Consider the following 12,677-nt stretch of genomic DNA (forward strand, 5'->3'; position numbering starts at 1 on the left):
CGGTCGAGCCGGCCAATATTGGCCTTTACGGCGCGCTGGGCTTCGGGCAGGGGCTGGCCCCAGCCGCCCAGCCTTCGCCATATACGAAAATGCGGTGGTCCTGCTGGTCGAGGGCTACGCGCACGGCCCGCATGGTTTCGAGGTCGAGCACACCCATGAGGTCGAAGCGGAAGCCATCGACGTGGTAGGCGCGGGCCCAGTGGCTCACGGCATCCACGATGAGCTTGCGCACCATGGGCCGCTCGGAGGCAATTTCGTTGCCGCAGGCCGTGGCGTTGGAGAGCTTGCCATCGGGCGTGTGGCGGAAATAATAACCCGGCACCAGCTGCTCAAACGCGCTGCTGCCCGCGTCGGCCACGTGGTTGAACACCACATCAACCACCACGTGCAAATTGTGTTGGTGCAGCGTTTGGACCACCTGCCGGAACTCGCGGATGCGCACGGCCGGGTCGAGCGCGTTGGTGGCGTACGAGCCTTCAGGCACGAAGTAATTGAGCGGGTCGTAGCCCCAGCTGTAGCCCTCGGGCGAGGGCGGCCGGCTTTCGTCGATGGCCGCAAAATCGTTGACTGGCAACAAATGCACGTGCGTGATACCCAGCTCCTGCAAGTGCTGCAAGCCGGTGCTCACGCCCTGCGGCCCGGCGGTGCCGGTTTCGGTGAGGCCCAGGTACTGGCCTTTGTGCACGATGCCCGACTGCGGGTCGGCCGACAGGTCGCGTACGCTTACCTCGCCCACCAGTATGTCGGTAGTAGTGGGCAGGCGTGGGCGACGGTCGTCGTCCCAGCCCGCGGGGGCGGCGGTGGCTGGGTCGAGCCAGGCCCCGCGATGGCCGTTTACCCCCACTGCGCGGGCGTAGGGGTCAGGCACTTCGGCCCGCGGCTGGCCCGCGATGGTGGCCTGCACAGTATAAAAGCCGGTGGTGCCGGGCGGCAGGCTCAGGGTCCAGGTGCCGCTGGTGCTGCGTTGCAGCGGGTAGGTGGCGATGGGCCCGCCGCCCGCGCCGCTTGCATAGAGGCGCAGGCGCAGCGCGTCGGCGGTAGGCGCCCACACGCGGAGCGTCCCCTGGCCCAAGTGGTCGAAGGTCAGCCCCAGGTCGGGGCCCTGGTAAAAAGGGTACTGGCTGAGTGGGTAGCCAGTGGCCTCGACAGCAGGCTGGGCCAGGGCGGCAGCGGGAAGGGAAAGCACAAGAAGCAGGCGTAGCAGGCGGCAAATCATGAAGGCAAAGTAAGCGATAAGAGGGTAGGAGCAGGGTTTCTTAACCCATCGCTCACTCTGCATTACATAGTAAAAAATATATGTACCGTGAGCTGCCCGAAGAAAACGCCCGGTTGGTCTAGAAAGGGGCGCTACCGGGCGAACAAAGGCCGGTTTAGGCTAAACTACCGGCCAGCTTTGCAGTCGAAACCCGCGCACCGCCCGTTGGTACTCACCCTTCACGTCTTGCCCATGAACGCCGAGCCTAAGCTTGCCCGCCCCCAGTCGGAGGTCGATTTTCTGGAGCTGCGCTACCGCCCCGATGTGCAGCTGCTGGTGGCGCGCTGGCGGCGGCCCGTGTCGGCGGCCGAGCTGCAACAGGGCTACCGCGCTACGCTGCAGCTGGCGCAGGAGGTGGGCTGCCCGTTCTGGCAAATCGACATTCGAAGCCGCAACGCCCCCGACGAGGCCACTCAGCGCTGGCTCACCACCGAGTTTCTGGAGCGGGCTACTCAGCAGCTGAATGGGCCCGTGTGCCTGGGCTACCTGCTCACGCCCACGCTGCTGGCGGAGCTTAGCGGCCCCGGCGCGGGTAGTAGCCAGATAGGGTTTTTCGCGGAGGAAGGGGCCCTGACGGCCTGGCTCACGCAGTGCCAGCACAGCCGGCTGGGCCAGGCGCAGCCCGATTTTAACTCGCAGCGGGTAGCGTAAAGGTGAAGCAGCTGCCGGCGCCCGGCTGGCTCTCGACCCACAGCTGCCCGCCCTGCGCCGTAATAAACTCGCGCGAAATACTCAGCCCCAGGCCCGAGCCGCCGCGCACCTGCGCTGCCCCCGGCACCCCGCCGAAGCGCTGAAAAATACGCTGGTGGTATTCCTTCGAGATACCGGGTCCTTCGTCTTCTACGCTCAGCTGCACCATCTCGCCCAGGGCACGGCCCGGATGGTAAGCCCCGCGCCGTGCGGCGAGTAGCGAATGGCATTAGATAAGAGGTTGATAAGCACCCAGGTAGTTTTTTCTACGTCGGCCAGGGCGGCGGGTAGCGGCTCGGCCAGCTTCAGCGAAAGGCGCAGGGCCTTGTCGGTAAGCTGGGCACGCACGATGTCGGTGGCGTAGCGCACCACTTCGGGTAGCCGTACCGGCCCCAGGGTCAGCTTGATGCCCCGGCCCGCATCGAGCCGTGCCACTTCGATGAGCTGGCCCACCATGCCCAGCAGCCGCTGGGTTTCGCTGCGAATGCCGCCCGCTATTTCCTGCCGCCGGGCCGCGTCGAGGCGCTCGTCTTGCAGCAGCATCAGGCTGAGGTTGATGCTGGCCAGCGGCGTTTTCAGCTCGTGCGAGATGGTTGCCAGAAACTCCGACTTCACCTGGTCGAGGTTTTTAAATGCCGAAACATCGCGCAAGCAGAATACATGCCCGGCCGGCACCGCCTGTTGCAGCTGCTCGTTAAATTCCGTTACGGGGCTTACTGTGAGCTGGTAATGCAGGTTTTCGCCGTGGGGCCGCACCGTAAACAGCGGGCCGGTCGGCCGGTTAGCTTCCGGGTTGCTGGTAGAGTCGGCGGGGGCGCGGCCGGCGTATCGAGGGCGTGCAGCCACTCGCGCAGCATCTCGTTGTGGCGGGCTACGCTGGCGGCGGGCTGGCCGAGCAATTCTTTGGCTGGCTGGCCCAGCAGCAGGCACGCCACGGGGTTGGCTAATACGATAAGGCCGTGCTGGTCAATGAGCAGCAAGCCTTCATCGAGGCCACGCACGAGGCTGTCGGTGCGGTTGCGCTGGGTTATTAATTCGGCCAGGGTGGCGCGGCGCTCATCTTCGGCCTGGCGCAGCACCCGGTTGACGGCCGCCGCTACGCTGCCGATTTCATTGTTGCGGGTCACGGCCACGCGCGTAACGGGGCCGGGCGCCGCCACGCGCTCCACGTCGGCGGTGAGGCGGTGCAGCGGGCGCACCACCAGCCGCGGCAGCCTCACCATCAGCACAATACCCAGGGCGCTGCTGATGAACAGGAACAGCCATACCGCGTGCTGTGCGGCCAGGGCGTTGGTTAGCTGCACGCTGGGCGTCTCGGTTTCAAGCCGCGCGATGGTAAGCAGCACGTAGGAGCCCAGCCCCAGCAGCAGCGCCAGCATCAGGCACACCCCCAGACGGATTTGAGTTTTTAGAGACATGGGTTCAGATACTAAAACAAGGGTGCAGCAGGGCTGGCCGCTTCTGGCGCGAGTAGTTTAGGCCCGTTACTGGCGCGAGCTTAGGCGCAGCCGTAACTCGTGCCGATTATACTGTGGAGGTTGCACCTCCATTGCCGCGTCAGCGGCAAGGCGGGACCGCGCCGCTCGGGTCGTTTGGTTAGCTCGTTCTATGGGAGGCACAGCCTCCCCCGAAAACCAGGCACGAGTTACGCTGCGCTAAACTCGCGCCAGCAGCGGAGCCGGCTGTTCGTTTACACTTTCGTAACTTATTATTTGAATACGGAAAGTGAATTACTCTTCCAATCCGTATTCCTGTAATTTTCTATATAATGTCGTCAGGCCAATGCCCAGCTTCCTGGCCACCTCCGGCTTGCTGCCCTGCAAGTCGCCCATGAGCCGCCTGATATGCCTGGCCTCCAGCGCGCGCAGGCTTTCGTCGTCAGTGGAGAAAACCGGGCGGGCACCAGTCTGGAATTCTTCGGGCAAATACTCCAGCGCCAGCAGCTCGCCGGCCGGGGCCAGGATGGCGGCGCGCTCCAGCACGTTTTTCAGCTCGCGCACATTGCCCGGCCAGGCGTAGGCTTGCAGCGCGGCCACGGTATCGGGGCCAGGCCGGGCAGGCGCTTGGCCAGCCGGGCCGCGAAGTGTTGCAGAAAAAAACCGGCCAGCACCGGCACGTCGGAGGCACGCTCCTTCAGCGAAGGCACCAGGATAGTGAACACCGAAAGCCGGTAGTATAAGTCGGGCCGGAAGCGCCCTTCGGCAGCCTCCTGCTTGAGGTTGCGGTTGGTGGCGGCCACCAGGCGCACATTCACGCTCGTGGGCTTGGTATCGCCGAGCTTGGTAAACTGCTGCATCTCTAAGACGCGCAGAAATTTGGCCTGCACGTTCAGCTCCAGCTCGCCGATTTCGTCCAGAAACAGCGTGCCACCGTTGGCTTCTTCCAGCAGCCCTTTCTTATCGGTAAGCGCCCCGGTGAAGGCGCCTTTCTTGTAGCCAAACAGCTCCGATTCGAGCAAATCCTTTGGGAAGGCGCTGCAATTGACGGCCACAAACGGCTTGCTCCGGCGCCCGCTGGCCTCGTGCAGCGCCTGGGCAAACAGCTCCTTGCCCGCGCCGGTGGGGCCTTCGAGCAGCACGGTGCTGTCGGTGGGCGCCACCTGCCGGGCCAGGTGCTGGGCGCGGCGCAGGGCCGGCGCCTCGCCAATCATACTCTCGAAGCTGTGGCGCTGGCCCACCCGCTTTTCCAGCTCGTGCACGCGGCGCTGGAGGCGGGCCTTTTCGGCGGCGCGCTCCACCACCACCACCAGCTGCTGCTCAAAATCGCCCTTGGTGAGGTAGTCAAAAGCCCCAAGCTTCATGGCCTTCACCCCATCGGGATAGTACCGAAGGCCGTGAGCAGTACCACTTCGGCCAGCGGGGCCAGCGCCCGGAAGCGCGGCAGCAGCTCCACGCCGTGGCCGTCGGGCAGCTTTACGTCGGAGAGCACCACCAGCACCTCAGCCGCGTGCTCGGCCAGCAGCGCCAGGCCCCGGTAGGCGTCGGGGCTTGCAGCACTACGTAGCCTTCCAGCTCCAGCACCTGGGCCAGCAGCTGGCGCAAGCGCGCTTCGTCGTCGATGAGGAGCAGGGTTCCGGTAGGCATTGTTTTGGTCAGACAGTGAGTGATTGCTGAGTTGGAATGAGAGGAATTATGCTAGCGAGTTTTTAAAAACTGTTAGTTGCTGTCGCCACGCACGGTAAATAGTTGTGCTTAATTCTTCTTCTACCCACTGTCGGGATTCATCTTGATAACCACAGTCAAACAGCGCACGAATAGCTTCCACTGATTTTGGTCTTCGCTCCCTGATGATTTGGTGACAGATGTCCTCTTCTGACTCGATGCTGTCGAGATAGGGCAGGATAAAAGACAAAAAGTCCTTTTTGACTTCTTGTCCTACTTCTTCCAAAGGCGTGGCTTGAGTTAATTCATACCAAAGGTCTTTTTGCAGGCCATTCAAATTTCCGATTCGTTTTCTGACAAGGCAATCAGGCTCTAGAAATCTTTCTTCTCTAGCTACCTCAAACATAGTATCTGCCTTGACCAAATACAGGCCAGTATTTATAGTGAAGCTGATAGCATCTTTATCACTAAAAGAACTTTTTTGAATGTTCACAATCTTGCCCCATCCATCGGAATTGTATAGCCGAAAATTATTACCCGTTTTGCGGTAGCCTCTGGCTTTGAATTCAGGCCACAAGACCTTCGAAACTAAAGTATCAAACCGAGTTTGAGTAGTTGTTTTAAGCATTGGATAAACACTAATTGCGCAGGCAATAGTAAACCCAAGAAGCCCTAACTCCCCGAATCTCTGCCTTAATCCCCTCCACAAACTGGGCAAACTCGGGTTCGGCCTCCACGTCGGGGTGCCAGGCTAGGCCAAGCTGGGCCAGGTTGTACTGGTGGCGGGGCTAATGGTGGCGCCGGGCAGCAGTTGGCCGGTGGCTGGGTCGCGCTCGGGGCGAGCAACCAGAGGCGGTCGGCGAGGGCCGTGGTGGTGGCAATGTCGTGCGAGACAATGAGCACGGTGTTCAGCTCGTCCATGTTCGTGACTTCCACGATGATTTTCTTTACCTCGTCAATCATGGCCACGTCGAGGCCCGAAAACGGCTCGTCGAGCAGGATGAGGTGGTCGGAGCATAGCAATTGCTGCGCGATGGCCGCCCGCTGGCGCTGCCCGCCCGAGAGGTGGGCCGGGTACTTGCGGGCATGGGCGGCCAGCCCGAAGCGGCTCAGGTAGGCGTCGGTGCGGGCCTGGGCCTCGGCGGGGCGTGCTTGCGGCGGGCGGCCAGCAGCAGGTTGTCGAGCAGCGTGAGGTGGTTGAACAGCGGGTAGCGCTGCTGCACGTAGCCCACGGCGCCGGCCTGCACGGGCTGCTGGGCTTCGCCCACGCGCACGGTGCCGGTGCTGGGCGCGGCCAGCCCCGCCAGCAGGCGGCACAGCACCGACTTGCCAATGCCCGAGCGCCCGTAGATGCCCACTACCTGCCCCTGGCACACGCCGGGCCGAATCACGTCGAGCACTTGCACGTTGAGGTCGCGCAGAATGACTTCGGAGCCAAAGCTCATCGACACATCTTGCAGCGTAAGCAGCGGGTCTTTGTAGGAGTGGGGAAGAGCGGTCATGGAAGATTGTAGCGTGGACTCTGCGAGTCCGCGCGTAGGTGGATAAAGGTGAGCTGATATAGTCGTTCCCACGCGCGGACTCACAGAGTCCACGCTACATCTTGCCCAGCTCGGCGTAAGGAAAAAATGCCTTCCGTAGCGCCTCGAAGCCATAATCCTGCGCCACGCCCACGGCCAGAATGACCAGCTGAATAGCTACCACGCCATCGAGGTGCAGGTAGCGGTTTTGTTTATATAGTAAAAGTCCGATACCTCCTTCTGACTGGTAGAGCGTTTCGACCAGCGTTATCAGGGTCCAGATGATGGCGAAATTCTGGCGCACTACTTCGAGCATGTCGGCCAGCTTGCCGCGCACTACTACCTGCCAGAAGCTGCCCCACTCGCCCAGACCCAGGGTGCGGGCGTGGTCCAGCTCCTCCTGCGTAGTGCTGAGGATGACGCGCGTCATGCCCGTCACCAGGTACACCGTGGCCCCAAACACCAGCACCGAGAGCTTCACCTGGTGCCCCGAGCTAAGGAGCAGTGCCATAAAAAACGTGAGTCCGGTGAGGGTGAGGTAGCGCAGTTTGCTGGCTGCAAAAGCCAGCGGCCGAAAAAACGGCAGCGCCGTGAGGTACGAAAGGAACAGCGCCAAAACCGTCGCAATGCCCAGCGCCTGGAACGCCGTGAGCAGACTCGCCCACAGCTCCTGCAACAAGCCCTGGCTGGTGATGAGGTCACCGAGCGCCCGAAAAACATCACCCAGGCTCGGGAATAGCTGGAGCGGGTAGAAGAGCCACAGCGCCAGCAGGGCCAGCACCTGGCCGGCCACGAGCGCGGCTAGCGTGGCGCGGCGCGGGTGGGCATTGGAGTGAAGAGAGGTTGCATGAGGTGTAGCGCGTACTTTCAGTCCGCGAGTAAGCCCGGGCGCGCCGGCCGAGGGGTGCCGGCACGCAGGCTTTGAAAAATGTTGTTGGAAAGGCTATATTTTCCGCTGGCTCACTCGCGGACTAAAAGTCCGCGCTACATGCCTAGCACCACTTCCACGCGGCGGTTCTGGGCTTTGCCGGCTTCGGTGGTGTTGGGGGCTACCGGCTCAGCGGCGCCGTGGGCGTACACCTGCACGCGGCCCTGCGGGAAAGCGCTGGCGCTTTTGGCTTCGAGCCAGTGGGCTACGGCCTCGGCGCGGGCCTCGGAGAGCTGCTGGTTTTTGTCGGGGTTGCCGGTGTTGTCGGTGTAGCCGTGCACGGCCACTTTAAGGCGGCCGGCCACCACGAGGTCATCAAAGAGCTGGCTCAATTCGCGCTGGGCGGCGGGGGTGAAGGTGCTCTGGCCGGTGTTGAACTCGATGTTCCAGGCGCGCTTGCTCACGCTGCGGCGAATTTCATCATCGGCGGCAAAAGACTGGGTTTCGGCCGGCGCGAGATTTTTGCCTTTGTACTGAGCTTGCAGCTTGCGCAGCAACGTCAGGTCGAGCATCTGGGTCAGGGGCACGTAGCTGGGCATTTCCTTGGGGTAAAGCTTGCTTTGCACGTCGCCGAAGGTCTTATATACGGCAGCGTATATATTGGTGCCGCCGTTGTCGAGGCCAAACAGTGTCAGGTTATCGTTGAAGTTGAAGGCCTTACTGCCCCCCAGCTCCACCACCTGGCCGGTGCGGTCGGCCTCGGTGGTGCCCTTGTAGTACTTCAGCCAGTAGGCGCCGGGCTTGTCCTGGTCGCCGTACACCTGGGCCGAGATATCGGCGGCGCGGGTCAGAGCTTCGGGGTGCGATTTCACCTGGTCGCCGGCCACGGCAAAGGCCGTCATAATACCTTGCACGGCGGGCTGGTGGGCGTCGTACCAGCGCTTGGTCGTCACCATGATGTTGGGCATCTGGTTGGAGTAGTCCTTGGTGCTCACGATGTTCACCAGGCCGCCTTTTTGCTTGGCGATGTTCACGTCGCCGGGCGTCCAGGTGGCTACGCCGTCGGCCACCACGTCCACTTTTACGCCGGTGCTGTGGCCGCTCACCACTTTCGTGCGGCTCTCGGGCTTGCCTACTATGTACTTCTCGGCAGCTACCAGGAAGTCGCTGGCAGCCATGAAGTTTACGGCTTCGGGGTCGTAGGTCGTTTCGTCGGGGTTCACCTTCAGGCCGTTGTCGGCGCACCATTTCAGGGCAATGTTGTGGTCGCCGTCGCGCAGGTAGCAGGCAATGGTTTTGCCCAGCGCGGCTTTGGGGTTGTCGAGCCATTCCTTGGGTCCCATCAGCTTGTCTTCGCCAAAGGATTTACCCACCGAGTACGGAATAATCTGGAGCTGGGTGCCCGCCTTTTGCAGCTGGCTTTGCACCGCCGAAAACGCCGGCAGGCCGTCGCCCATGATGCTCACAATCAGACCCGGCGTCTGGGGGCTGCTCTGCAAGTCCAGGGCGTTTTTCACCAGGTCGGCCTGCATTTTCGATACGTCGTCCTGGCGCACAATCTGCATATCTACCTTGTTAGCCGCCAGGGCCGAGCCCATGGTGGTGCGGGGGCCGCCGTTGGCGAGCATGCCGGCCATCTGCGAGTTCCATGCCATCACTTCCCACACTACGGGCGCGCCGTTTTCGGCGGGGCAGTGCCGGGCAGCGGGGCCAGCGGCACCACCAGCGTGGCGCGGCTGCCGCTGGGGGCCGCCGGCAGGTCAATAGAGCTGAGCATTACCGACTGGGTATCGGCTTTTTTGAAGAGCTTGCCGCTGGCTATCAGCTTATTGAAGCCAAAGTAAGCAAGAGCCAGAAAGAGTGCGAAGAGCACGATTTTACCGCGGGTTGTCATGGAAGTAGCGCGGACTTTCAGTCCGCAAGTAAGTTGTTTGAAAAAGATGTTGGGGGTAGGCGCGGTTGGCCGCACCTCTGGGCCGCTCAGGTCGCGGACTGAAAGTCCGCGCTACAGCAGGGCGGCGACTAGCAGCAGCACCAGGCAGCCACTAATCAAGCAGGCTAGAATAGGCATCATCGGAGCGTTGTTTAGTGGCGGCTACGGAGGTAGAGGCGGGCTTTTTATCGTTGTCCATCAGGGCGTTGAAGTCGCCTTTCTGGTAGCGGTCGAGCAGGCGCTGGCCCTTCTCGCTCATCACGCCGTTCTGGATGTCCATCTCCTTCACGAACTCCTGCGAGTAGCGCATGGCCTGCTTTATCTGGCCGAGCTGCTGGGCCATATCCTGCGCCACGCGGTCGGTGGCCAGGTCGAAGAAGTATTTCTTGTCGGGGTCGCCGCGCAGAATGTTCATGGCGGCGCGCATGCCCGAGCTGGTGCGCTTCACGAGCTCATACTCATCTTTCAGCAGGCCCACCTTGAACTTGCTGCCGTCAATCTGGCGCAGGGCGGCTTTCAGAATCTGGCGCATTACCACGCTCACGTTGGCCGTGGTGGTGGCCATCGGCTGGAGGCGCTGGTTGTAGTCCAGGATTTGGGCGGCGCGGCTGGCATAGGCTTCGGCGGCGTCCTTCTCGCCCTGGCGGGTGGCCGAGTCGGCCAGGGCCAGGTACTCCTTCATCTGCTGGTCGTTGGCGGCCAGCTTGCGCTTTACCAGCTCGTGCGCTCCTTCGATGCGGCCAACTTCCGTCTCCATCTGCCGGGCCTCCTTCTCGGTGTTCGAGATGTAGTCCTCCATAATGCCGATGGGGTCGGTGTTGACGAAGATGCCCGCCGCCGTGCGCAGAATCCGCTGCCCGGCGTACCAGAGCCCGGTTTGAATGCGCTTATTCGAGCCCAGCAAAAACAGCACGAACAGCGCCCCCAGTCCAATGCCCAGCTTCACGCTATTGAACACAATGTCAACGAGGTAGGGCACAATCTGGCCCCAGTAGTACACGCCGGCGGCGGCCGCGCCGCCCAGCACCACCCAGCCGGCAACCTTTTCGGGCTGCTGCCACTTGGGCAGGGTCGGGTTGAGGTCCGGTGAAAGCAAGGTTTTCATGCGTAGGAAGGGTTTTAGTTAGCTGATTAAAAAGGACTTGGTAGCTTGCTGGTGAGCCTGCAGCTCGGCCGTGGCCGCCGCACTGGCCAGCTCGTAGCTGGCTAGCGCGGCCTGCACCTTGGTGTGCTCCTGGTGCAGCTGCTGCTGGGTGTCGCGGAGCTGCTGGCTTTTGGCCGCCAGCTGCTGGGTGAGGTCGGCCACGGCGGCTTGCAGCTTGGCTTCCTGCTCACGCAGCTGGGCCAGGGCGCTGGGCGGGCCTTGCCGGGGCGCTGCTTCGCCGAGCTTTTCGCGGTGGCGGGCGAGTACTTTGGCGCGGTCGTCGGCCAGCTTCTGGGTTAGCTCGTCGGCCGAGGTGAGCAGCGTGGGCAGGTCCTGGCCCGTCATAGCCGTGAAGGCGTTGAAGGCCGTTTGGTAGAGCAGCGGCCCGCTGATGCCGCTGGCCGTGAGGCTTTTCACCATCTTGGTAAAGGCCGCAAAGTCACGCCCGTCGCCGGCCAGCAGCTGGGCAATGTGGTCGAGGTGGCGCTGCTCGGGCTGCGTCACGCCGGGCGGCAGGTCGGCCAGCGGCAGGGCCGTGCCCGGCAGCGCCACGGGCGGCACGGCGTGGGCCGGCGCAGCTACGGCCGGGGCTTCGTCGCCGGGCTCGACGAAAAAGTCTTTGGCGGCTTTCGCCAGGTTATCCAGAATGGCCATGTCGGTAAAAGCAGGTAGGTGAGGGATGCGTACCTATTGCCAATACCAGTGCCGAGCCGTCAGAAACACTGTCAATTAATTTATAAAATATTAGTAATCAAAATAATAAATAAAAAAGCCCGCCCGGCAGCAAGCCGGGCGGGAGGATAGTATTTTCAAAATGAAAAGCCTTTTTTACTAAAAGCGAAAAGCCAGATAGGCCAGCCGCCGGCTGTCATCACGCCTAGGTACGCTTACTTCCAGGCGTGCATGTCAATTTTCTTAGTAGATTGGAAAATACTAGGGTTTTTGGCCGAAGTCTACCGCAAGTAGCTGAGAAAACTGGTTCAAGAAGCTGGGAATAGTTTGTGTTTTAGTATAAGTAGGTGGGAACAGTTATGCTACCGGCCCGAAAGTTTAAAGTTACCACTCGCTCTTTGCGAGCCATCCAGCCCTCGGAAAAAAACGGGCGGGCTGTCCATGCCGAGTCTGCCTTGGAGCGTGACGTGTGCTGCCTGCTGGAATTCGACCTAAATGTCGTAGAGTTCGTGGAGCAGCCCGTCACTATTCACTATGTTGACCAGGGTAAGGCCCGGCGCTACACGCCCGATTTCCTAGCCCGCTATGCGACGGGTAAGCTTCCGCAGTTGGTGGAGGTTAAGTATGCAGCCGACCTATTGGCTAGGCAGGAAGAGTTCGCAGCACGCTTTCAAGCCGCTCGACAGTACGCGCAAGCACAAGGGTGGGAGTTCAGCATCTGGACGGAGGTAGAAATAAAAACGCAGTACTTGAAAAATGCCAAATTCCTGTTGCGCTTCCGTGCCTCAACCCTCGTCGTACGGCCCGAGTACCGGCAACTACTGCTGGATGTGGTAGGCCAGCTGGGACGTACAACTCCAGCCGAAATCTTATTGGTAGCTTTCGAGAGTCCTGACAGGCAGGCGGAGCTGTTGCCGGTGTTGTGGCACTTGGTAAGTACCAACCAACTGGGCTGTAATTTATCGGAGCCACTTACGATGAGCAGTCCGCTCTGGACCCTGCACAATTAATCAGTACCGCGTCATGGTTAAGATACAAGCAAAACCCGGTCAGCGTTACCTCTACCGCGAGCAACCCGTTTGCATCCGCTACACGCTCGACTTGCATCTCGTGTTAGGTGAATATGAGTCCACGGGAGAATCCGTGCGCATTCCCATAGCTGACCTACGGCCACTCGACGAGTCAGCTGGGCCGCCCGAGTTGCGGGACGATATATTCAGCATCCCGGAAAAGGCCTGGGCCAAGGCTGAATACCGGTTTTCCGTTCTAGAGGACATCCTGGCGGACCGCGGGAATCTGGCAGTTGTAGACAAGGTCAGCAAGGATAAAGAAGTTGGTAGGTCTACCATTTACCGCTGGCTGAAGCTCTATGACGAAACGGGCTCCGTGCGTTCGTTGGTCGATTTGCCCCGCCCGGGGGCAGAAATAAATCCCGCTTAGGGGAGGCCCAGAATGCAATTATTGAGGAGTCCATCACGAGTCACTACCTGACCC

The 12,677-nt window shown here is 61.3% G+C and carries 18 protein-coding genes and 1 pseudogene; 3 read left to right on the top strand and 16 right to left on the bottom strand.

The genetic code is table 11. From position 1 onward, the window contains the following. Positions 1–25 precede the first annotated feature (25 nt). Positions 26–1,186: an alpha-amylase family glycosyl hydrolase gene (locus GKZ67_RS03325; protein ID WP_173241136.1), complete on the bottom strand. Its 1,161-nt coding sequence runs from the start codon at positions 1,184–1,186 to the stop codon at positions 26–28. 261 nt (positions 1,187–1,447) lie between these two features. On the opposite strand from GKZ67_RS03325, the gene GKZ67_RS03330 reads away from it, so the two are divergent. Next, positions 1,448–1,906: a hypothetical protein gene (locus GKZ67_RS03330; RefSeq protein WP_173241137.1), complete on the top strand. Its 459-nt coding sequence runs from the start codon at positions 1,448–1,450 to the stop codon at positions 1,904–1,906. On the opposite strand, the gene GKZ67_RS03335 is transcribed toward GKZ67_RS03330, so the two are convergent. From GKZ67_RS03335 to GKZ67_RS03385, 15 genes and pseudogenes are all read right to left on the bottom strand, one after another. Beyond that, positions 1,884–2,114, bottom strand: coding sequence for a sensor histidine kinase (locus tag GKZ67_RS03335; RefSeq protein WP_173241138.1), 231 nt, complete (start codon positions 2,112–2,114; stop codon positions 1,884–1,886). The genes GKZ67_RS03330 and GKZ67_RS03335 overlap by 23 nt on opposite strands. Continuing rightward, on the bottom strand, positions 2,102–2,701 hold the full coding sequence (locus GKZ67_RS03340; RefSeq protein ID WP_173241139.1) for a sensor histidine kinase: 600 nt from the start codon (positions 2,699–2,701) through the stop codon (positions 2,102–2,104). The genes GKZ67_RS03335 and GKZ67_RS03340 overlap by 13 nt, the downstream gene beginning before the upstream one ends. Then, the gene (locus tag GKZ67_RS03345; protein WP_173241140.1) at positions 2,659–3,363 is read right to left on the bottom strand and encodes a PAS domain-containing protein; all 705 of its coding nucleotides are present in this window, start codon (positions 3,361–3,363) and stop codon (positions 2,659–2,661) included. Before GKZ67_RS03345 ends, GKZ67_RS03340 begins: the two co-directional genes overlap by 43 nt. A gap of 312 nt (positions 3,364–3,675) precedes the next feature. Continuing rightward, positions 3,676–3,981, bottom strand: a complete 306-nt coding sequence (locus GKZ67_RS24300; protein ID WP_317172220.1) for a helix-turn-helix domain-containing protein — start codon at positions 3,979–3,981, stop codon at positions 3,676–3,678. After that, positions 3,933–4,745 (bottom strand): sigma-54 dependent transcriptional regulator, encoded by an 813-nt coding sequence (locus tag GKZ67_RS24305; RefSeq protein WP_317172221.1) that lies wholly within the window; start codon positions 4,743–4,745, stop codon positions 3,933–3,935. The genes GKZ67_RS24300 and GKZ67_RS24305 overlap by 49 nt, the downstream gene beginning before the upstream one ends. 5 nt (positions 4,746–4,750) lie before the next feature. Further along, complete coding sequence (locus tag GKZ67_RS24310; RefSeq protein ID WP_317172222.1) at positions 4,751–4,876, bottom strand: hypothetical protein; 126 nt, start codon at positions 4,874–4,876, stop codon at positions 4,751–4,753. Next, positions 4,858–5,028 carry a hypothetical protein gene (locus GKZ67_RS24315; protein ID WP_317172223.1) on the bottom strand — a complete coding sequence of 57 codons (171 nt, stop codon included), beginning with the start codon at positions 5,026–5,028 and terminating at the stop codon, positions 4,858–4,860. The genes GKZ67_RS24310 and GKZ67_RS24315 overlap by 19 nt, the downstream gene beginning before the upstream one ends. A gap of 46 nt (positions 5,029–5,074) precedes the next feature. Beyond that, entirely contained in the window at positions 5,075–5,623 is a 549-nt protein-coding gene (locus GKZ67_RS03355) for a DUF4304 domain-containing protein (RefSeq protein ID WP_173241141.1), read from the bottom strand. Between the two features lie 116 nt (positions 5,624–5,739). Then, positions 5,740–6,069 (bottom strand): hypothetical protein, encoded by a 330-nt coding sequence (locus tag GKZ67_RS22965; RefSeq protein WP_254245034.1) that lies wholly within the window; start codon positions 6,067–6,069, stop codon positions 5,740–5,742. A gap of 18 nt (positions 6,070–6,087) precedes the next feature. Then, positions 6,088–6,701, bottom strand: a pseudogene (locus GKZ67_RS24940) (ATP-binding cassette domain-containing protein); the annotation flags it as partial. Continuing rightward, positions 6,643–7,359: an ABC transporter permease gene (locus tag GKZ67_RS03365; RefSeq protein ID WP_173241143.1), complete on the bottom strand. Its 717-nt coding sequence runs from the start codon at positions 7,357–7,359 to the stop codon at positions 6,643–6,645. The pseudogene GKZ67_RS24940 and the gene GKZ67_RS03365, both read right to left, overlap by 59 nt. 191 nt (positions 7,360–7,550) lie before the next feature. Further along, positions 7,551–9,089, bottom strand: coding sequence for an OmpA family protein (locus tag GKZ67_RS03370; RefSeq protein WP_173241144.1), 1,539 nt, complete (start codon positions 9,087–9,089; stop codon positions 7,551–7,553). Positions 9,090–9,100: 11 nt separating this feature from the next. Next, positions 9,101–9,328, bottom strand: coding sequence for a hypothetical protein (locus GKZ67_RS03375; protein ID WP_173241145.1), 228 nt, complete (start codon positions 9,326–9,328; stop codon positions 9,101–9,103). Between the two features lie 151 nt (positions 9,329–9,479). Continuing rightward, positions 9,480–10,472, bottom strand: a complete 993-nt coding sequence (locus tag GKZ67_RS03380; RefSeq protein WP_173241146.1) for a hypothetical protein — start codon at positions 10,470–10,472, stop codon at positions 9,480–9,482. A gap of 18 nt (positions 10,473–10,490) precedes the next feature. Further along, the gene (locus GKZ67_RS03385) at positions 10,491–11,165 is read right to left on the bottom strand and encodes a hypothetical protein (protein WP_173241147.1); all 675 of its coding nucleotides are present in this window, start codon (positions 11,163–11,165) and stop codon (positions 10,491–10,493) included. Positions 11,166–11,638: 473 nt separating this feature from the next. Between GKZ67_RS03385 and GKZ67_RS03390 the strand changes: the two genes are divergently transcribed. Together GKZ67_RS03390 and GKZ67_RS03395 are read left to right on the top strand one after the other, a co-directional pair. Next, on the top strand, positions 11,639–12,193 hold the full coding sequence (locus tag GKZ67_RS03390; RefSeq protein ID WP_173241148.1) for a TnsA endonuclease N-terminal domain-containing protein: 555 nt from the start codon (positions 11,639–11,641) through the stop codon (positions 12,191–12,193). 13 nt (positions 12,194–12,206) lie between these two features. Next, positions 12,207–12,623, top strand: a complete 417-nt coding sequence (locus GKZ67_RS03395) for a helix-turn-helix domain-containing protein (RefSeq protein ID WP_173241149.1) — start codon at positions 12,207–12,209, stop codon at positions 12,621–12,623. Positions 12,624–12,677: the final 54 nt, after the last annotated feature.

Origin of the sequence: Hymenobacter sp. BRD67 (assembly GCF_013256425.1) — a bacterium.
Lineage (GTDB): Bacteria > Bacteroidota > Bacteroidia > Cytophagales > Hymenobacteraceae > Hymenobacter.

Coding starts and splice junctions, on each gene's coding strand:
- GKZ67_RS03330 (WP_173241137.1), top strand. CDS start 1,448: ATGAACGCCGAGCCTAAGCTTGCCCGCCCCCAGTCGGAGGTCGATTTT.
- GKZ67_RS03335 (WP_173241138.1), bottom strand. CDS start 2,114: ATGGTGCAGCTGAGCGTAGAAGACGAAGGACCCGGTATCTCGAAGGAA.
- GKZ67_RS03345 (WP_173241140.1), bottom strand. CDS start 3,363: ATGTCTCTAAAAACTCAAATCCGTCTGGGGGTGTGCCTGATGCTGGCG.
- GKZ67_RS24305 (WP_317172221.1), bottom strand. CDS start 4,745: ATGAAGCTTGGGGCTTTTGACTACCTCACCAAGGGCGATTTTGAGCAG.
- GKZ67_RS24315 (WP_317172223.1), bottom strand. CDS start 5,028: ATGCCTACCGGAACCCTGCTCCTCATCGACGACGAAGCGCGCTTGCGC.
- GKZ67_RS03370 (WP_173241144.1), bottom strand. CDS start 9,089: ATGGCATGGAACTCGCAGATGGCCGGCATGCTCGCCAACGGCGGCCCC.
- GKZ67_RS03375 (WP_173241145.1), bottom strand. CDS start 9,328: ATGACAACCCGCGGTAAAATCGTGCTCTTCGCACTCTTTCTGGCTCTT.
- GKZ67_RS03380 (WP_173241146.1), bottom strand. CDS start 10,472: ATGAAAACCTTGCTTTCACCGGACCTCAACCCGACCCTGCCCAAGTGG.
- GKZ67_RS03385 (WP_173241147.1), bottom strand. CDS start 11,165: ATGGCCATTCTGGATAACCTGGCGAAAGCCGCCAAAGACTTTTTCGTC.
- GKZ67_RS03395 (WP_173241149.1), top strand. CDS start 12,207: ATGGTTAAGATACAAGCAAAACCCGGTCAGCGTTACCTCTACCGCGAG.